Origin of the sequence: Paenibacillus sp. FSL R7-0345, from assembly GCF_038595055.1 — a bacterium.
Classification (GTDB): Bacteria; Bacillota; Bacilli; order Paenibacillales; family Paenibacillaceae; genus Paenibacillus_AQ.
Genome location: NZ_CP152002.1, coordinates 3,392,474 through 3,412,349, shown reverse-complemented (window position 1 = coordinate 3,412,349; position 19,876 = coordinate 3,392,474). Strand labels below are relative to the sequence as shown.

General features: G+C 51.5%; 14 protein-coding genes. 3 read left to right on the top strand and 11 right to left on the bottom strand.

Annotation, left to right across the window (positions count from 1 at the left end):
* Nucleotides 1-200: 200 nt before the first annotated feature.
* The 3 genes from NST84_RS14485 to NST84_RS14475 all read right to left on the bottom strand — a co-directional run bounded on the left by NST84_RS14485 (nt 201) and on the right by NST84_RS14475 (nt 6,909).
* Nucleotides 201-4,682, bottom strand: a complete 4,482-nt coding sequence (locus NST84_RS14485) for an S-layer homology domain-containing protein (protein WP_342566241.1) — start codon at nt 4,680-4,682, stop codon at nt 201-203.
* Nucleotides 4,683-4,900: 218 nt separating this feature from the next.
* The gene (locus tag NST84_RS14480) at nt 4,901-5,890 is read right to left on the bottom strand and encodes a Gfo/Idh/MocA family oxidoreductase (RefSeq protein ID WP_342566240.1); all 990 of its coding nucleotides are present in this window, start codon (nt 5,888-5,890) and stop codon (nt 4,901-4,903) included.
* The gene (locus tag NST84_RS14475; RefSeq protein WP_342566239.1) at nt 5,890-6,909 is read right to left on the bottom strand and encodes a Gfo/Idh/MocA family oxidoreductase; all 1,020 of its coding nucleotides are present in this window, start codon (nt 6,907-6,909) and stop codon (nt 5,890-5,892) included. The genes NST84_RS14480 and NST84_RS14475 overlap by 1 nt, the downstream gene beginning before the upstream one ends.
* Before the next feature lie 146 nt (nt 6,910-7,055).
* Between NST84_RS14475 and NST84_RS14470 the strand changes: the two genes are divergently transcribed.
* Nucleotides 7,056-7,922: a MurR/RpiR family transcriptional regulator gene (locus tag NST84_RS14470; RefSeq protein WP_342566238.1), complete on the top strand. Its 867-nt coding sequence runs from the start codon at nt 7,056-7,058 to the stop codon at nt 7,920-7,922.
* A gap of 89 nt (nt 7,923-8,011) precedes the next feature.
* Here the strand turns inward: NST84_RS14470 and NST84_RS14465 are convergent, their stop codons facing one another.
* Complete coding sequence (locus NST84_RS14465) at nt 8,012-9,166, bottom strand: sorbosone dehydrogenase family protein (protein ID WP_342566237.1); 1,155 nt, start codon at nt 9,164-9,166, stop codon at nt 8,012-8,014.
* Between the two features lie 119 nt (nt 9,167-9,285).
* Nucleotides 9,286-9,642 (bottom strand): MmcQ/YjbR family DNA-binding protein, encoded by a 357-nt coding sequence (locus tag NST84_RS14460; protein WP_342566236.1) that lies wholly within the window; start codon nt 9,640-9,642, stop codon nt 9,286-9,288.
* 157 nt (nt 9,643-9,799) lie between these two features.
* Here NST84_RS14460 and NST84_RS14455 point away from each other — a divergent pair, with 157 nt between their 5' ends.
* Nucleotides 9,800-11,461, top strand: coding sequence for a ribonuclease J (locus NST84_RS14455; protein ID WP_342566235.1), 1,662 nt, complete (start codon nt 9,800-9,802; stop codon nt 11,459-11,461).
* A gap of 102 nt (nt 11,462-11,563) precedes the next feature.
* Nucleotides 11,564-12,199 (top strand): LysE family transporter, encoded by a 636-nt coding sequence (locus tag NST84_RS14450; RefSeq protein WP_342566433.1) that lies wholly within the window; start codon nt 11,564-11,566, stop codon nt 12,197-12,199.
* On the opposite strand, the gene NST84_RS14445 is transcribed toward NST84_RS14450, so the two are convergent.
* The 6 genes from NST84_RS14445 to NST84_RS14420 all read right to left on the bottom strand — a co-directional run bounded on the left by NST84_RS14445 (nt 12,196) and on the right by NST84_RS14420 (nt 19,790).
* Entirely contained in the window at nt 12,196-13,638 is a 1,443-nt protein-coding gene (locus NST84_RS14445; protein ID WP_342566234.1) for an amino acid permease, read from the bottom strand. The genes NST84_RS14450 and NST84_RS14445 overlap by 4 nt on opposite strands.
* Nucleotides 13,639-13,723: 85 nt before the next feature.
* Nucleotides 13,724-13,954: a DUF2188 domain-containing protein gene (locus tag NST84_RS14440; RefSeq protein WP_342566233.1), complete on the bottom strand. Its 231-nt coding sequence runs from the start codon at nt 13,952-13,954 to the stop codon at nt 13,724-13,726.
* A gap of 130 nt (nt 13,955-14,084) precedes the next feature.
* Nucleotides 14,085-14,570, bottom strand: a complete 486-nt coding sequence (locus NST84_RS14435; protein ID WP_342566232.1) for a nitroreductase family protein — start codon at nt 14,568-14,570, stop codon at nt 14,085-14,087.
* Nucleotides 14,571-14,597: 27 nt separating this feature from the next.
* Nucleotides 14,598-15,728: an FAD-binding oxidoreductase gene (locus NST84_RS14430; RefSeq protein WP_342566231.1), complete on the bottom strand. Its 1,131-nt coding sequence runs from the start codon at nt 15,726-15,728 to the stop codon at nt 14,598-14,600.
* A gap of 45 nt (nt 15,729-15,773) precedes the next feature.
* Complete coding sequence (locus NST84_RS14425) at nt 15,774-16,643, bottom strand: TatD family hydrolase (RefSeq protein ID WP_342566230.1); 870 nt, start codon at nt 16,641-16,643, stop codon at nt 15,774-15,776.
* A gap of 12 nt (nt 16,644-16,655) precedes the next feature.
* Nucleotides 16,656-19,790, bottom strand: coding sequence for a GNAT family N-acetyltransferase (locus tag NST84_RS14420; protein WP_342566229.1), 3,135 nt, complete (start codon nt 19,788-19,790; stop codon nt 16,656-16,658).
* Between the last annotated feature and the right edge of the window lie 86 nt (nt 19,791-19,876).

Below are 19,876 nucleotides of genomic sequence, written 5' to 3'. Positions count from 1 at the left end.
TAATAGTCCTGCATACCATTATAGTCTCTCGCATACATGTTATCAATTTATACTATTTAATTAATAACAATAATAACAATTATAGCGGCACGATAATAAGCCGTACGGTTTCCCGCACGGCTTAAACAAATTTAACGGACTGTAATGTTCAGACGGATCCAAGCTCGAATCGGCATAATCCACTTGATACTTATTAATGCTTATTGCTCCATTAGCTTATCCATGAGTCGGAGGATCATCACTACCGATTCTGCGCGGGTAGCTGGTTCCTCCGGTTTAAACTCTCCATTGCCTTTTCCGGTAATGATACCTGCGCTGGCAAAAGCATTAATCGGACCTGATGCCCAGCCTGCAGTAACATCGGAGAAAGGCTCATTAATACTGCTCACATAATTCGTCAGACGGGATAACATTGTCACCATCTCCGCCCGGGTGATCTCCTGACTGGGATGGAAGGAACCATCGGCGTACCCGGTTATTACTTTATTGCCTTGAAGTGCAATAATGGCTTCCGAAGCCCAATGTCCTTGCGTATCGGGGAAGCCTGTACCGCCTGAGGCGTTCAGCCCAAAGGCTTTGAACAGCATTGCAGCAAACTCGGCACGGGTTATTTTAACGTCAGGATGGAATGAACCATCCGCATAACCCGTTATAATACCCATCCGGGCAGCCCGTTCAATGAATATTGTACTCCACTGAAGCGCAGGGGCATCTGTGAATGTAACAGCAGGAGCAGTCTGCCCTTTTGCCAACATTGCTTTAATCTTATCATGGTCTACAATGCTATTGAACACAGGCTTCATTAAGGTTGGAAGCTGCGGCTCTGAAGATACCACCGGAGATGGCGTTGCTGTAGGTGTTGCCGCTGGTGTAACTGCCGGTGCCGCAGTTCCTGATGGCGCTGGAGTTGCCACTGGTGCCGTACCTCCGTCATGATTGCCATTAACCGTTGTCACGGTGACTTGAATCTCCTTTTTCACACCTCCGTAAATAACCGTAATGTTTGTCGTTCCTATACCGTTCGCTGTCACTACACCTGCTGCACTCACTGCAGCAACAGAAGTATTGGCGGAAGTATATTCCGCTTCCAGAGTCTTGAGTGCTGTAGAAAGGTCGGAGTATTTCGCCGTTACCCCTAAGCTCTGCGTTTTTCCTAGAGTGAGGGAGAGCGCAGCGGGCGTTACGACCAAATCAACCACTGCAGGCGCAGGAGCCTCCGAGACCACAATTGAAACAACGACAGACTTACCCCCGAACGAAGCAGTGATCGTTGCTTCTCCTGCCGCAGCGCCTGTGATAAGACCCTTGTCTGACACAGAAGCAATAGCCGGGTCCGAAGATATCCAAACCGCTTGATCTGTAACCACTGGATTTTCAGCATTATCATATACTGCTTTAATCACTGAAGTGCCAGTCTGGCCCACTTGCAGCCTATGGCTGGCCGGATCAGCTGTCAGATTGAGCAGAACAGGAACTGAGCTTTGAGGCTGAACCGTTACCGGGATGCTGACTGCCGGCATATTTCCGTATTGCGCTTCAATTGTAGTACTGCCTGCTGCTACAGCGTGAATCAGGCCTTTTGCATCCACGTTGGCCACGTTGTCATTAGAGGAGCTCCATATCGCTTCAATTGTGACATCTGCTGTGGACTTATCGCTGTAGGTAGCGGTGAGAACGGTCCCGCGCTCCTCCCCGGCTTGTAATGTCAGCTCTGCCGGCGTTGCCGACACGGAAGTCACCGTCCGCTCATCCTTCTTTTCGATAATATAATTGTCGAGTAATACGTCGCTTTCCGTAGTGCGGGCCTGGATTGTGATGGTATCATGGCTGACTTGAATGGCTGAGTATACCGGAACGTCCTCGTCAAACATAAAATTAAGATACTCATAGCGGGCTCCATCGTAGAATTTCCAGCCGGACGCGCCTCCGTCCAAATAGACAGTCCCGCGCTCACCATTCAACAACGGCTTCCCTCCGCTCATCGGATAGGTACGCGCGTACACATGGTCGTGCCCCTCCAGCACCAGGTCAACTTTGAGCTCTTCCAGGATAGGCGCAAAATAGGTTTGCGTGTATTCAATGACGTTTCCGCGTCCGTCTTCGGTATGATAAGCAGGCTTATGGAACATTACAATCTTCCATTTCTTATCACTTGCCAGAAGATCCCCGCGCAGCCATACTGCCTGCTGGGCCATGGTTACTTCATCTGCCTCGGAGTTCAACACAATGAAATGTACCTCACCTGAATCAAAAGAATAGGCATAGTCCTTTTGAACATCAGGACCATTCTCCGGCAAATCCAACCCTTTGGCGAAAATCTCCTTGCCGGCACCTTTAACATCGTGATTCCCCATGGTATAGCCTGAAGGAAGGGAGGTAGCATAAAACGAGGAAGCTTCCCAGAACTGGTTCCACTCATTCAGGATTGCTCCGTCGTCCACCATGTCGCCGCCGTGCATTATAAACTGGGTGTCCGGATAACGGGTTACTGCATCGCTGATCAGCTGCTGATAGATCTCCAGCCCGTTATCTCCCTTGGTATGCGAGTCGGTTACAAATACAAAAGAAACAGGGGTTTGCGGCACTGCAGTCAAAGTCTTGTATTCGTACCAGTTACTCCAGTGACCTTCATAGCCCACCCGGTAATGATAAGCAGTATTCGGCTCCAGACCGGTAACCAATGATTTATGGAACTTAATTTCCCCCAGCGGCCCGCCCTCAACCTCATGGATAACCTCCACTTCAGTAAGTGCAGACTGCTCTGCCGCCTTTTGTTGTGTACTGTTTAAGTTATTATTTACCAGATCACTGTCCTTCACATATTGAATCGAGGTTTCTTGAACTCTGGGAGCCGTCTGCCAGCCAACGCTCAGCATTGTACTCATGTCTTCGGTAACAAAGGTTTGAATGTATTTCGGATCGTCTCCGCCCAATTGGGTAACCACGTTCATGCTGAAACTCTCACTGGTACCGCCATCCTTCACTGCCTGCACTTTCCATGTACCGAGCGCAAGATTGGCCAGCGAAGTATGTATTTCACCCCTGGCATCCGTAAGCCCAAATCCTTCAGTAAGACTTTTCTGCTGAATGTCAGCTGAAGCTATATAGCCTGTCTTGGTTCCATCCGGCAGATATACTTTGACAAATCCGGATGCGCTTCCTGTCGTGGCGAAGAACTGCCCGTTTTGCTCTGCTGTTAGCAGTACAGTGGACGAAGAATCCGCGCTGGCATAAATATTCGAATTGCCTGCAGTCACCGTAACATAAGTCTGTGGACCATTGACATCGGTAAAGTCGATCTCAGCTCCTTCAACCGGAGCTCCCGCATGAGTGGTAACGGTGATAATATTCTTCGTTTGCAGGCCCGCTCCCTTGATGGTTAAAGCGTACGGAAAACCAATCGTATACTTAACCGGGGAGGCAAAGGAGCTTACGGTCGCCGCGTTGCTATATCCAAAACCGCCATCCACCATGGTGATCGACTTGTAGGTCTCGCCACGCTCCATTTTTGCGGACCGGTTCACATTGAAATCAATGCTGGCCAGTGCATCCACAAGGCCCTTTTGCAATCCGTCTGCGCTAAATTCAACATAACCGCCTATATTGTCAACTGTGCTCTTGACGTTGCTTAAACCATCACGTGCGTGCACAGCATTCGCCTGCAGCGTCTGCGGGTCGAATTTGATTCTGGCCTGCACACTGTTGGCTTCACCGGCATCCTTTGCCGCCAGCTTTAACCGGTAAGTCTCGTTGCTGACCGCTTCCTCAGGCGCCTCCAATGTGAGCATGGCCCCATGATCAACAGTAAAAGTGTACTCTGCTGAAGCAGGGTTGCCCGCCAGATCCTTCACTTCGGCAACTACTTGATGATAACCGCCATCCAGCGGCACATCCGGGTGGTAGGTAATTGCCTTAGTGCTTAGATCATAAGCGAAGGCCGCCGGTACCACGGGCTGCCCATCCATAGTTAATCGAATTGAATCTGGATCAATGCCCGATTTGGCATCATCCGCCGACAGGATGATGTCAGATACAGGGGCAGTCAGGATTTGATCCGGTACGGGTGAAACCGGAGTCAGCACAGGAACATCCATATCTTCATCCGCCGGCTCATCATAGATCAGTCTGACATCGTCGATCCAAATCGAGCCTTTGTTCTTTTTGCTCATTTGTCTTTCTTTCATCTGGAAATAGAACGCCAGGGTACCGGGCAGTTGTAGATCATCCCCGATTTCAGCCTCAACATACTTCCAGCCGCTCCAGTCTATACCTACCTCCTCGCTTCTCATTTCATAAGTTTTGGACTTCCCGGTGGCTGAAACATAGAACTTAGAGGTCAGACCATGCCCTTCATTGTTGGCGTAAATCCACATACCGATTTTTTTGGGTGTTCTGCCTGTCAAGGGTAACTGCGTTGCAGGCCCGACTGCAACTTGGGAGGGGTTATCGGTCACACCGATAAAATCATAATCAATACGCAAAGATTTAGCCCCGTCACGTATATATTTCGGATTACTTTCAAGTGCCAGATTGCCGCTGTAAATGCGCGCACTGTCGAATGTTAAATCCGCCAGACTCACATTTTCAAAATCTTCCAGCATGACAACACCGCTAGGCTCCGCCGCATCCCCATAAACGGTTGACGAGAACGAGGGTGGAGTAAACGGTACTATAACTGACATTGCCAATATTCCGGTTAATACTCTTTTCAAAAGCGGATGCTTCTCACTCACTGCCTGCCACGCTCCTCATGATCTGATCTCTTGTCCACCTTAAAATTGTAATTTTAAAGGAACACGTTATTTCAGCATAATGCGGCAATGTATTCGTGAGATCATCGTAATGTAAGCGCAAATAATACTTCATTCATGTATTACTCATTTTTTTATCCATTCAACGGTTAACGCCGGTCCGCACCAAACACCAGCCCGGCTGATTGCTTTGCCTGCTCAACGACCTCCATAACCCGTCTGCTGTGCTCCAGCATCCGGTTTGCCGTCTCCAGGTCATTCTCCCGGACCATGCGTGCGAATGCTTTGAATTCGTCATACATGCGGTGCGGGTGATTTTTCCGGTCAATCGTTACCGGCGGCTGCTTGCCCTCCACATAATCAAAGCTGTCGATCCCGTTAGCCGAGCCGGACAGATGAATATATCCATGAACTCCCTGAATGTTCATCCCGTTCTGCCCGCTACTGTCCTTCGCCCCTATACATATGCATTTGAAACTGCCGTAATCCAGCAGCAGAATACCTGAGGTATCAACGCCCCGGTCTATATTAGCGGAGTACTGCACCTTCAGCGGACTGCCGAAGCAGCCGACTGCAAAATGGATATTATAAATATTAATATCCATCAGTGCGCCTCCGGACAGCTCCGGGTTAAAGGCAGGCAGCACATTTCCGGCCAGAAAAGCATCGTACCGCGACGAGTATTGGGAGTAATTGCATTCTACGATTTTAAGCGCACCCAGCTTAGGCAGGTGCTCCTTCAGCAGCAGGTAATTGTTCAGATACTGGTTGGAAATGGCCTCAGCCAGAATCAGACCGCTACCGCGGGCAAGCTGCTGCAGCTCCAGAAATTCCTCCAGATTTGAGGTGAACGGCTTCTCGCAGATTACATGTTTTCCGTTCATCAACGCTTCCTTGGCATACTGGAAATGCAGATGGTTCGGCAGCCCGATGTAGACAGTATCTACCTCCGCATCCGCCAGCATATCGCCGTAACTGTAATATACCTGCCGGATGCCTTGATTCTTTTGTAAATGAAGCAGTTTATCCTGATGCTCCGGCTTCGAACAGATGGCCTGCACATTAATCTCAGGTATATCCTGTATAAAACTTAGCAGATCAAGTACGATGTTTCCCGCTCCGGCAATTCCGAGCTTCATCAGCTGCACCCCGCAATCCCGTGTTCCAGAATCTCCATAACGGCAACTGTTTCCTCATCCTTGATAACCTTCTCCCGCCCGTTCACAATGACTTCATAGATGTCATCATAGACTCTGGCATAATCCCCTTTGACGGAAACGACCTTCTCCTCATGGTAATTGCCCTCATCATCCAGATAAGTCAGCGTGCCGTAATGATCCGGCGTGTCCAGCCCGAAATCGGCATGTCCCTGCGGCAGGTAAAATAATTTGAGATGCTCCTCCTGGCGGTCAATCGTATGTTTGACGAACACACCCTTTTTACCGTAGGCAACAAAGCTTGGCCGGGCCTTCAAGCGGAAAAAGCTCGATTTTACCGATACCTTGAGCGCAGCATAATAGAAATCCAGATCAAAATAATCATTCATTCTGCCCTGTCCAAGCAGCTGCCGCACATCATAATGCACCCGGTCCGGCGTCCCGAAATAAGAGATCACCTGATCAATGGTATGAACACCATGTCCGAACAAATAGCTGCTATACGGAGAGAACTGCTTGACCGCATTCGGCGTTTCCGGCCGGTAATAATCATAATTCAGCTCTACCTCCAGCAGCTCACCGAGCTTGCCTGATTCGATAACCTGCCCCGTTGTGAGAAAATCTGAATCATAGCGTCTGTTCTGGTAACACTGGATAATCAGCTTCTTCTCCCGGGCATATGCAAAAATAGCCTTAGCGTCCTCTGCGCTCATCATAAACGGTTTCTCCACCAGCACATGTTTGCCGTGATCCAGCGCCAGCTTGGCATACTCATAATGCGAATCCAGATGAGTGCATACCACAACTAACTGAATCTCTGCATCGTTCATCACTGCATTAATATCATCTGTATATAAAACACCGGGGATCTTGTCCCATTCTGCTTTGTGCGGATTGCGGGCATAGATGGTTTTTACGTTGATATAATCCCGGTTCAGTGCAAACGGCAGATGATAGCGGTTGGTGCTTTTTCCGTTTCCGATATAAGCGATTGTCAGCATGTACATTCCCCCTGAGGTCTTTTTCGTTTATTATAAAGGAACTTATCCGGGCGTAAAGAATTTGCAGGTAAAACGGTACAATCGACCAAATCCCTGCATTCCGTACCCTCCATTACCGAACAAAATGTTTATTGAGGTGAATCCTATTGAAGCTGCTGCGGCAATTATCAGAAATGTCCCATTTTACACCTAACGAGCAGAGCATAGCAGCCTATATCCTGCGTCACAGGGAAAATATGCTGCAGCTTAACATTCAGGAACTGGCAAAAGCGACCTATACGTCCCACTCGGCCATCAACCGGCTGACCCGCAAGCTTGGCTTATCCGGCTTTAAAGAGTTCACTCTGCAGCTTGCCCGTGAATTTCAGCAGCATACCCAGACTCCCTCCAATGTTGATCCGAACTATCCTTTTGAACTGGATGAATCAGCGTTGCAGGTGGCCGGGGAAATCGCCGAATTAATGAAAGAAACGCTCAGCAAAGCCTATACATACATGGATGATGCCGTGCTCGCCCGGACTGCGCTAAAGCTGGATCAGTCTGAACGAATCTTCATCTACGCGTTGGGGGATTCACAGATCCGGGCCCGGAGCTTTCAAAACAAGCTGATCAAAATCAACAAATATGCCGTGATCGCCACGGACCTGTACGAATGGGCCTACCACACCGTTAATCTGACACCGGACGATTGCGCCATTTTTCTCACCTACCACGGGAACTCACCTATTTTTGTAAAAGCAGCCCGCCATCTCAGACAGCAGGGAGTCCCGCTTATTACGATCACCGCCGCTGAACAGAGTGAACTGGCCAAGCTCAGCACGCTCTGTATCTGTGTGCCGGGTGACGAAGTCAAGCATGCCAAGATCGGCACCTTTTCCTCGCAAATGGCGTTTGAATATGTGCTGAATGTGATCTACTCCTGCATTTACAAGATTTCGTATACCCAGAACAAGGAATCAGCCGAGCGTTCGCTGAGCAGCCAATATATTAACGAGCTAATGGACGAGTCCTAACAGTACAGATGGCGGTATTCAGTCAAAAAGAAAACAGCAGCCTCACGGCTGCTGTTTCTGTATTTTAATATAAGATATAGCCGGGCCTACTAGTACTTTTTCAATGCAGACAAGGAAACGCGGTAAAGCTTATCATCCTCTTCCTTAGGATCGCCGCGCCCGTCGGTATTATTGCTGACAAAATAAAGCATGTCATCCTGTATCATCACATCACGGACCCTGCCGTACCCGGTTAAAGCCTCCCGTTCCGTACCCGTTTCAAGATTAAACGCCAATATAGCACTGCCCCTTAATGCGGCTACGTACAGACTGCCATCGGCATAAGCCATGCCGGACGGCGCCCAGGTCGTATCGCCGCCAGAGGTGAAAAGCGGCGTGACCATCCCTTCCTGCTGCTCGTCCCCCTCAATAACCGGCCAGCCGTAATTCAGACCCGGTTCAATTTCATTAATCTCATCCTGGCTGCGGTTGCCATGCTCGCTTGCGTACATTACACCGTCATCCGTCCAGGCCAGTCCTTGGGCATTCCGGTGCCCGTAGCTGTATACGTAGGAGTCCGCTTGCAGGTTATCCTCCGGGATTGAACCGTCAAGGTTCAGCCGCAGGATTTTGCCGCCTAATGAATCTGTATCCTGGGCGGTATCTGCAGCACTGGCATCGCCAGCTGTGGCATACAGCTTGCCGTCCGGCCCGATTTGCAGCCTTCCGCCGTGATGAACAGAGCCGCTGGGCAGCTTATCGAGCAGCAAGTCTTCTTCGCTCCAGATTCCATCCTCCAGTCTCAGCGTTACGATCCGGTTAAACTGGCCCGAATTGTCCGTGTAAGAATAATACGCATAGGCCAGTCCGGATTCGGCAAATTCCGCATCAAGCGCAAGTCCCAGCAGGCCGGCCTCGGAAGCGGTCGCCAGCTTTTTCTCCAGCTTCACCTGCTGACGCACAGCCTCACCGCCCTCAATTTGCACAATGTTGCCGGGACGCTCTGTTATATAAAAGACATCACCGGTCTTGGTAATCGACCATGGCACTTCGAGATTGTCGGCCAGCACCCCCCGCTCTGTAACCGCCGCCTCCCCAGCATCTGGCGAAGGCTGGGCAGACATCTGCGGTTCCGGGGCTGCGGGCTGCTCCTGAACGGAATTCTCCTGCGCCGCCGGCCGGGAAACCAGCGGTTCTTCTGCCGCGGATGAGCAGCCGGCGGTCATAACAGCTGTCAGTATGGATAACACATAAATCTTTTTCATCGGTATAAGCACCTCAGCTCTCCAGTTGTCAGGCTTTCTCCTGTCTGCTGTCTATATATGTATTTATAAACGGATGCAGGAATCCTCACTCATCCAAAGCAGCAAAGGCTGCCGTCATTCTACTCTTCCTGCAGCAAATCACGCTGGCTTCTGGGCAGTTTACCGACAACCAGATTATAGGAATGGTCGATCATATCGTAAATCTCTGTCAGGGACAGGGAGCCGTCGACAATAACGGTGTTCCAGTGCTTTTTGTTCATATGGTAGCCGGGTTTAACAGCCTCCAGCTGCTCCCGCAGGTTCCCGGCAATAACCGGGTCACATTTCAGATTGATCCGGCAGGCCTCCTCTGCTCCCTCATAAATAAACGCGAACATTTTACCGCCCACCTTAAAAACCTCCGGTTCCGGACCGAAGGGATACTCCTTAACCGCCCCCCGCTTTTTCAGGCAGTAATCCATAATTTTGTTTTTCATCCCTATCCCTCTCCCTTTAGCTGCTTGCTGTTCATGCTTCCCATTATAAGAACTGGCGTTCTGTCAAGCAAGCACCTGACTACCTAAATTCAGGATAATTATTCATACAGCTATACATACTACTAATAAACTTTGAACAACAAGGAGGCCTGTATAAATGCCACAAAACCGGTTGTGGATTGGAGCACTGGGGGGCGTAACCGAGATCGGCAAGAATATGTATTTTATACAGTATGGTGACAATATCATCGTAGTAGACTGCGGCTCCAAATTTCCGGATGAAAGTCTGCTGGGCATTGATCTGATTATTCCAGATATATCGTACCTGCTTGCTCATCCGGATAAGGTAAAGGCACTTGTGGTCACTCACGGCCACGAGGATCATATCGGCGGAATCCCTTATCTGCTGAAGCAGCTGAATCTCCCGCTGTATGCCTCCAGCCTTACGCTGGGGCTGATTGAAAGGAAGCTTAAGGAGCACGGGCTGCTCCGCCAGACCAGCCTGCACCGCATAGATTCGGAGTCCGTGCTTGATTTTGGCCAAATCGGGATCAGCTTCTTCCGAACCAACCACAGTATTCCGGATTGTCTTGGCGTTGTGTTTGATACACCGGAAGGCACTGTTGTGCACACAGGCGATTTCAAGTTTGATATGACTCCAGTCAACAGACAGTACCCGGACATACATAAAATGGCCGATATCGGCAAAAAAGGCGTCCGTTTTCTGCTCTCCGAAAGCACGAATGCGGAACGTCCCGGGTTCACCCCGTCTGAAAGACTGGTTGGTACGCATATTGAAGAAGCTTTTCAAAAGGCCGACCGCAGAATCTTTATCTCCACCTTCGCCTCCAATGTCCACCGTCTGCAGCAGATCGTGGATGCCGCCAGCCTGACCGGACGCAAGCTTGCCCTGCTTGGCAGGAGCATGGTAAATGTGGTAGCCGTGTCACAGGAGCTGGGCTATTTGACGATTCCGGAGGGAATGCTGGTCGAAACGGCCGAAGCCGCCAAGCTGCCGCCGCATGAGGTTGCCGTACTGTGCACAGGCAGCCAGGGCGAACCGATGGCGGCACTTTCCCGGCTGGCGAATTCCAGCAATCGGCAGATGGAGATCAGCGCCGGAGACACTGTGCTGCTCGCTGCCAATCCCATTCCCGGCAATGAGCGTAATGTCGCCCGGATTATAGATAACCTGTACGTCCTGGGCGCCAAGGTTATCTACGGATCACGAAGCGAGCTTCATGTATCCGGGCACGGCAGCCAGGAGGAACTGAAGCTGATGCTGACCTTGATGAAGCCGGAATATTTCATTCCGATTCACGGTGAATACCGGATGCTGCATCATCACAAGCTGCTGGCTGAAGCTGTTGGCGTTGACGGGAACAACATCTTCCTGCTGAAAAATGGCGAGCTGGTGGAGTCGGCCGGCGGTGTTGTCAGACAGAGCGGACGCGTCCCTGCCGGACAGATATATGTTGACGGGCTTGGGATTGGTGACATCGGGAATGTGGTGCTGCGTGACCGCCGCCAGCTGTCGGCTGACGGTATTCTGATCACAGTAATCACCCTTAGCCAGTCAGACGGCCGCCTGCTGAACGAACCGGATACGATATCGCGCGGGTTCATCTATGTCCGCAATTCAGACCAGCTGATCGGGGAGATCAATCAGCTGGTCATAGCCACACTGGAGAAACTAAACCAGGCAGACCTCGGCCAGTGGAATGTCATCAAGCAGACCCTGAAAGAAGCGCTGGGGAAATTCCTGTATGACAAAACCAAGCGCCGTCCAATGATCCTGCCGATTATTATAGAAGTGTAGCATACAGAAGGCCCGCTTGAATTGCGCAGGCCTTCATTTTGGTTGTCCTACCTCCTGTTCTAGCCGAATAGGCTAGTACTAGTAAAGGAGGAGGAGGACGTCATTCATTCATTTGTCTCGTATATGCTGCTCGGCTTATCCCTATCCGCGCCTATTGGACCCATAAATGCAGCCCAGCTGGATAAAGGTCTGCGCGGGGGATTCCTGCATGCCTGGACGCTCGGGCTCGGCGCTGTCAGTGCAGATATCGTTTATATGCTGCTCGTCTATTTCGGCATGATCCATCTGCTCGATGCGCCGTTTGTCAAAGCGTTTCTGTGGCTGTTCGGTTTCTTCGTTCTTGTGTACACAGGCTTTGACGGCATCAGAAGCTCAGGTGAAGTGGCAACAGCAAGTTTAAGAGGCGGCAGCGACACCTCGCTGTTCAGATCCTTTCTGTCCGGGTTTCTGATGTCCCTGTTTAATCCGCTCTCCATCCTGTTCTGGCTCGGTATCTACGGATCTGTACTTGCCAAAGCAGCCAGCGAATTCCCGATGCAGCAGCTGCTCATATACAGTGGAGGTATAGTCTTAGGCATTCTGCTGTGGGATTTTTCGATGGCTGCCGCGTCCAGTATGTTCCGTAAAGTGCTGACTACCCGTGTGCTGCGGGCCATTTCCGTGTTATCCGGCCTGTCGCTTATCGGCTTCGGGTTGTATTTCGGAGTACAGGCTGCCCGGCTGCTGTTCTTCCACTAGATTTTGCTTTTGCGCAGCCGGATCCCCTTGATCCGGAATTCAGATCCCGGCAGGCTGTGATGTCCGGCTATTTCAACATCCTGTCCGCCTGTCTCCTCCTCCGCAGAGGAAGCCTTGTGCTTGCGCTTTACCCGCTGGACAATAAAATCACTGAGCGCGATTACAGCTATGATCAGCAGGCTGATGTAGAACCCCGGGCGGCTAACCTTATGGAACAGCGTACCGGCAACTGCAGCTACGATCAGAACCAGTCCGCTCCAGCGTTTCAGTCCGCTCAGCCTGCCGGGTTTAAGCAATCTTCCGGAGGACAGCAGGATCCATGACCAGTTATACAGGATCATGAGCCCGGCGGCCGTTGTAATGTATTCATATACCCTGTCAGGAAGCCAAAGCGACATCATTATAGCCGCGGTTAAACCGGCAGCAATCAGACAGAGCGCAAGAAACGGATACTTGTCCTTCCATTTCTTTGCGAACATCCGGGGAGCATCCCCTTCCTGGGCCAGGGTAATCATCATCGAAGTAATCGCATACAGCGATGCGGTCATTGTGGAAAAACCGGCAATGATCAGCACGCCATTGAACAGGTGCGGAACAAAAGCCAGCCGGTCGCTGGTCAGCGCCAGCATAAACGGGCTTTCTTTAGGATTAAAGGCGCTTAGCGGCACCATAATAACAGCAAGACCAATGGATAGTACATATACCGTCGCAAGCGACAGCAGCATCACCTTGCCGGCTTTGGGTGCCTCCTCGGGATTCTCCAGCCTGTTGGCCATAATGCCCAATACTTCTATCCCGCCATAAGCATAGAAGGCAAAAATAAAAGCAGACCACAGGCCGATTCCTCCCGCAGGAAGCCAGCCCTTAAAGCCGTTAGGCATGTCAGGCGTATACTTGGCTCCGCCAATCCAGCCGGCCAGAAATGCGGCTGCCAGCACAAGAAACATCAGAATCGCTGACACCTTGATTACAGCCAGCACATTTTCCACCCGGTCAAACCCCTTGTTGCCAAAGAAGACAATGGTCAGACTTAACACAGCATAGCCTGCTGCAAAGGTCCACATCGGTACCGCCGGGAACCAGAACCGTGAGAAAATGGACAGAGCCGTAAGCTGGCTGCCCATAATCAGCAGCTCGGAGAACCAGTAGACCCACCCGCTGCCGAACCCGGCCCAGTTCCCGAATGCCTTTTTGGCGTAGGACCGGAAGGAGCCCTGTTCAGGATGCTGTGCGGTCATTTGGGCCAGTGCATCAAAGACTACATAAGTCCCGGCAGCGGCCAGCAAGTACACAATCAGCACGGACGGGCCTCCGATAGATATCGCCAGTCCTGAGCCGAGAAAATAACCTGTACCGATTGTTCCGGCCACGCCCAATAGGCTTAACTGCCACCATTTCAGTTTCTTTTCCTGTTTAGCACTATTTGAAACCTTATTCATGAATACCGTCCTCATCCTCTTTAGAATTTGAGCGTTCCTCAATTTCTAGAGTTCCCGTACAGGCGTATATTCATGAAATTTAATATTATCCTTTGGGCGGATACGGGTCGTTACCGTAGCTGACCGAGTCCGATATTTTACCGTCTTTATTGTGGATTTTCAGCTCCGTATGAGCGTTCTTCGCTTCCTGTTTGCCGGCCCGCTCCGCCTCCTCCTTGGTACTGTGATGGCTGAGCTTCTCGCCGCCTCTCTGATTATCCCAGCCTCCGTCGGGATTCGGTGTCGTATGAATATTCCGTTTGCGCTGATCTGCCACTTGTAATCCTCCTCTGCTGATCTTTCTGCCATTCATTAACCGCAGCAGGTTTACGGCAATCAGCAGTCAGCGCTTTTAGCTGTATACGCTCCTTTATAACACAAAAGCCGCGCTAAGCGCGGCTCATATCCTAAGGACGGGTAGTGATTTTGGAGGTAACAGGTGTTCTTGGCTTGAGCGGCGGAATTTCTGCCGGATAGCCGATTCCGAAAACACCGATTACATCATAATCCTCCGGTACACCGAGAATAATACGGTTATGGGGCAATGCGCCTAAGGAAGCCCAATATGCGCCTGCTCCGGCTTCATGGGCAGCCAGGAGAAAATTCTGGGCAAAGCAGGAAACCGCCATTACATTCTCGTCACGCTCAAACGGGGTTGCTGCTGATTTAGACAGTAAAGCAAGCACAACCGGTGCTCCGCCAAAATCAGTCTTATGCTTCAGCGCCGCTCTAGTTTCGGTTCCGATCATCAGAATCTCCCACGGCTCGTTCATCCGGTGGTTCGGGGCATAGCTTGCGGCCTCCAGCCAGGATAACAGGTCTCCTTCGCTGACAGGATCTGACTTAAACTGCTTCACACTTCTCCGGGTTTTGATGATTTCTACGATGCTCATTGGCTAATCGCCCTCCTTGTGTTTGTACTAACCCTGCTGCTCCATCGCTTTGCTGAGTTCATAATCCTCCAGCTCAATGTCCGGGGTCAAGCCCAGAGCGAGCTTCGCCAGCTGGCTCCCGATAAACGGCCCCATGGTTAAGCCCGACGCTCCGAGGCCGTTGGCTGCCAGCACTCCTTCCCAGCCGGGCACGGCGCCAATCACCGGCAGAAATCCCGGAGTGAACGGCCGGAAGCCTACTCTGACCTCCTGAATGGTACTATCCGCCAAAACCGGTGCCAGCTCCAGTCCTTTATTCAGTACCTCCTGCATTCCCCCGGCTGTAACTCGTGTGTCAAAGCCATCCACATTATTTTCGTGTGTGGCCCCGATAACGATCCTGCCATCGGCAAAAGACAGCAGATATTGGTCTGTCGGCGGGATCACGACAGGCCAGGAGCCGGTATCTTCCTGACCGGTGGTCTGAAGATGTAGGATCTGGCCTTTCTGGTAGCTGACCTGAAAGCGGAGGCCCAGCGGCAGCAGCAGTGAAGGCGCCCATGCCCCTGCACACACTACTACGGCGTCAGCAGCATAAACTTCGCCGTCAACGGCCGCCCCTGTGATCCGCTTGCCTTCGGTTTGCAGCACTGCGTCACCGCTGATCTGCCGGGCCCCATTCCGCCGGGCAGCGCGCAGCAGCGCCTCACGCAGCGCACGCCCGTCCACCCGCGCAGCTCCGCTGACCCGCAGGGCATTATACCCTTCCGCCAGCAGCGGCACCTCAGACCTTGTATCCTGCTCTTCCAGCAAGCTGATTGCGCCGATCTCCGGCGCGTCATCAAGCCGCAGCCGCGCCCGTTCCTCCAGCTTGAGGATCTTGTCCCAGTCGGAGTGAACACTGAGCGCTCCAACCTGTGCATAACCGGTGTCAGTCTCGCCCTCCTGTTCCAGCTCCTGAATCAGACCCGGATAAAAACGCGCACCAGCCTTGGCAAGTCTGTACCAGGCCTTGTTACGCCGCTGCGACAGCCAGGGGCAGATGATCCCGGCAGCGGCATCAGTCGCCTGTCCCGGGTCCTTGCGGTCAATGATCAGCACCTCCGCCCCCAGCTTCGCCAGCTGATAAGCTGTTGAGGCGCCCAGAATTCCTGCACCGATGACGATAACTTTACTCATGATGAATTCCCTCTCTCTGACAGGCACTTCCATACAGCTGCCGGATTATTTTATTTTACTGATCAGCTGCTCCAGCTTGGGAAATACATGCAGCGCATTATTGTAGAAGACATCTTCCCAGTGTACTTCAGGAATAAGGTTCTTCACAAATGTGATGTAGGCCGTAAGCGGAACAAGCGGCCAGTCGGTACCGAATACCAGCCGGTCATATTTCTCGGCGAAAACAATGGCCCGGCGGAAATGATCGGTATACGTCTGCTCGCCCATCAGCCTGTCCACCTTGGCAGGATCGCCGACGATCCAGCCGGACAGGTCGCTGTACAGGTTCGGATTTTTCTCCAGCAGGGCTGCGGTATCCATTACCCAGGGATCTCCAAGATGGCAGAGCATAAAGGTAAGATCCCGGTGCTTAAGGAAGGTCTCCTCCATTGATAGCGGATGGGAATATTTAAGCAGCCCCCTGTCCGAATAGGTAAGTCCGCCATGAATGACTACCGGCAGATTATATTGGGATGCCAGCCTGTACACAGGGTCGTAAATCTCATCGCCGACATTGAAATGATAGTAGCCTGCGTAAAGCTTAATCCCGACAACGTGTTCTTCGCGCAGGGACTGCTCCAGTGCCTCGAGCTGCCCATCCAGATGCAGGGTCAGCGGGTTGATGCCGACACAGGTATACAGGTTGTCCGGAAGGTTGTCCTCCAGATCAAGCCTCATCGGATTAAGCGCCGCAGAATCGGGAAAAGCGCCCGGAACCGTCTCCGTAACCCCCATCCCCACACCCGCTATGACACCGGATTGCCGGAATTCTTCCAGCAGCCCCTTTTCCGAATAATCAATATTCGCCAGTGTCCGGGCCGTTTCATGAAAAGCTTCAATATTGGAGTAATGAACATGTGCATCGATGATTTTCATAGATAAATCCTTTCATGGAGTATCGGTTGTGAATCTGACGGTCAACAGATCGCGGAACGCTTCTTCCGGGATATTCAGATCAGAGAGCACAGTAAACTGCGGTGTGCTGAACTGCGTCTCCCCATCCTTCAAGAACAGCTTCTCTGACGTATAGGAAGACACTACATGAGTATTAACCATCAGCTCAGGAGCTGCTTTGTCCGGACTGCTGATTAGGCTCAGCCGCTGCTTCCGCTCATCCGAATGATATTGAATAATACCGCTTGCGCTGGTTGTCTCATTCTGGACTCGCCCTGCTTTATAAGTGATCTGCTCACCGTGCGCATTTTTTAGTGTTCCCCTGCTGCCCTTCAGCAAGCTGCCTGTCTTGTAAAAGGCAATGTTATGCAGATCAAGCGGATGCAGCGGTGCATCTGTATTCTGCACGATCCGGACTACAGAAGCAAGCACCGGCGCACCAGGAAGCAGCAGGAAATAGTGATGCAGCGTAAGCCCGCGTAGTTTACGGTTACGGGTAACGGATATGCTGAGCTTTATCCCTGACCAGCAGTTTCCTTTATTATCTGTCAGTTCGGCAAAAGCCGCTTCCCGCGGTTCCTCCAGTAGACTGAGCGGGGAAATACCGTCCGGGCCTGCCGCCACTCCGCCGGTCCACGGATTCCACCAGGACTTGGGCTGCGGGGACGGGTAGGACGAATCCAGCCACTCCTGACCCTGATGCTGCAACGAAAACAGTACCGGTGCAAAGCTGCTGTCAGCCTGAATCCGCAGCACTCCGTTGTCTGCTGTAAGCACCTCACCCTGCTCAGTACGGCGGGTATCATGCTTTACTTCAGCACTTGATACCGGAATCACCAGATAGCTTTCAGCCGATTCATAGGTTTCCATATCAAGCTGCAGCCGGAGCACATCTGCTTCTGCCTGTCCGTATGGAACAAGCGGCAGACTGGCTTCAGCCAGCTGCTGGACTGCATTAATCACCAGGCTATGCGGCGCAATACTCTCAGCTGCTGAGGAAACGGAGATTTCCCCTTCCAAAAAGCTCATTTTTTGCTCTTGCAGCCGCAGCTCAGTCTGCCCGCTAATAAACGGATTCCCGCCATTTAGGCTAATCTTCAGCTGACTGGATGTATCCAGGCTCTCTGCGCGTGAATGCCCCTGCTGCAGCGCGAAGGAGCGGAAATCCCGCCAGCTGTTCCAGGTGCCCAAGGCAATCCGCAACGGCCCTGTCTCTACAGTTGCGCCGGCGGTAATACCTTCAAACGGATGCTCAACCGCATATAGCCAGTGGTCCCTGACTAAGGCGCGGTCTGCCGGCCAGGCAATGCCCTTCGTTATCGTACCGTCATCGGCGTACAGCCAGTTCTCCGTCAGGTTCTGGACGTCCCAGTAGTCGGCGCTGGCGGCGTGCACGCCCTGCTTCAGATCAAGATTTTGTCCAAGATATGGCATTACGGCGCCCTCAAGGCTGAAGCCGAAGCTTTCCTTAAGATGCACTGGATCTGTAAAATCCGTACCCGAAGTGTTATGGAGCTGATGATAGCGTTCAATGATACCGTTCCCGTGGAGCTTGACCAGTGTCGTTAAAAGCAGTCCCTCCCGCGCGGAATCCAGCTTATAACGGGCTTCAAGCACCATCGCATCGCCATCCGTGTAATGGGTAACCTGCTCGGCAGCTGACTTTTTGAATTCATTCGTATAGGGCAGTCCGAACTTTGGATACTGCAGTTCGAGTACTCTATGCCTGTCTTCAAAAAGCTTAAGCGTATTTTTGGACTTGTCCAAGTGTGCCGAATACCGTCCGCTGCTGATCATCCACCCATTCTCTGTCTGCCCGCCGAAAGATGCAAGCGTTCCAGGGAAAACAAGGCTGACTTTCTGTTCAGTCAATGCAGATTCCGGACTTCCTGTATGCGCAGTAATATTCAGCTGGTGATTCCAGATCCCGTATTCTTTGAGAACGGCGGGAATAGCCAATGTTTTGCGGCCTTTTGCCGGGACCTTAATCTGTACATCTGACTGCTGAAACGCCAAAACGGAATCATCCGGCAAGCTGAAGCTAAACAATGTCTCCGTATCGTATTCATTCTCCGCAGTCAAATCCAGCTCAAACGTCTCACCTTTATAAATCATTGTGCGGTCCGGCAACGCCAGTTTGAGTTTAACCGGGAACTTCGGCTCGATTCCGAGCTTAAAGACCGCAGGCAGCCCATTTATGAGCAGCTCTGCCTCGATAACCGGATGAGTCTGGTAAGAATCCTGCTCTTCCTCTACCGGATGAACGTAGAACCGCCCTTCAACCTGCCCTGTAGTTTCAACAACTCTCGTCTCCGCCAGCTCAAAGCTGATCTTCGGATTGCTGATTCCCTTGACCTGCACAGTGAGTGGCTTGCCGCTTTTATTCAACGCTTCATAGATTATCGGATAACTGCTGCCGAAAGGCAGCTGATGCTGTACCGGAATGGAAGCCTGAATCAGGTAATCCTCCGTTTCAATCAGCCGTAAGCCGCGTCCGGTACGCTCATATTCCATTTTCAGCTTTAGGTCAGCCTTCTGCCATTCATATGTAAAATAGTCAAACCCTTTTTCATTACGGCCATCCGGCTTAACGGATATTTCCCGGATACTGTCAGAGTACCAGTCCAGTATTTCAAACAACGGCTTCACCGCTCCGGTCTGCAGAACAGACGGGATAAAGTTCATCAGGTGCGTGGAATCATCGCGTTTCTCCCAGAAAAATCCGCTTTTCTTATACGCCGGCACCGCCTTGGTATTACCCGGCCAGGTATAAAGGTCCAGCCGCGGCCAGCCAAGACGGATTGTTTCCTCAAGCGCGCGGAGTATGAGCATTTTGCCGACTTTGCGTCCATGATAATCCGGCCTGACATTCAGCAGAGGGATATACAATGCTCCAGTGTCGTCCTTGTAGTGGGAAAAGCTGCAGTATCCGATAACCTCTCCGCCTGCTACTGCCAGAAACAGCTTAAGATGGGTACCATTCTGGTGCTCATCGATAACGCTTTGTTCCGTCTGGTATGAGTTGTCCCCACCCCAGCTTTCATAGCTCCGGTTCCACATTTCGGCGATTGACTTGGCATGTTTGAGAGGCTCGTATTCTTCGATCACAATTTCAGGGGCTTGCAGCATGTAATATTGTACCTCCTTTAATTACACTTTTACTCCTTGCTATATCGCGCAAGGGTTGGATAATACTGGGTAATACCATTCAAGTA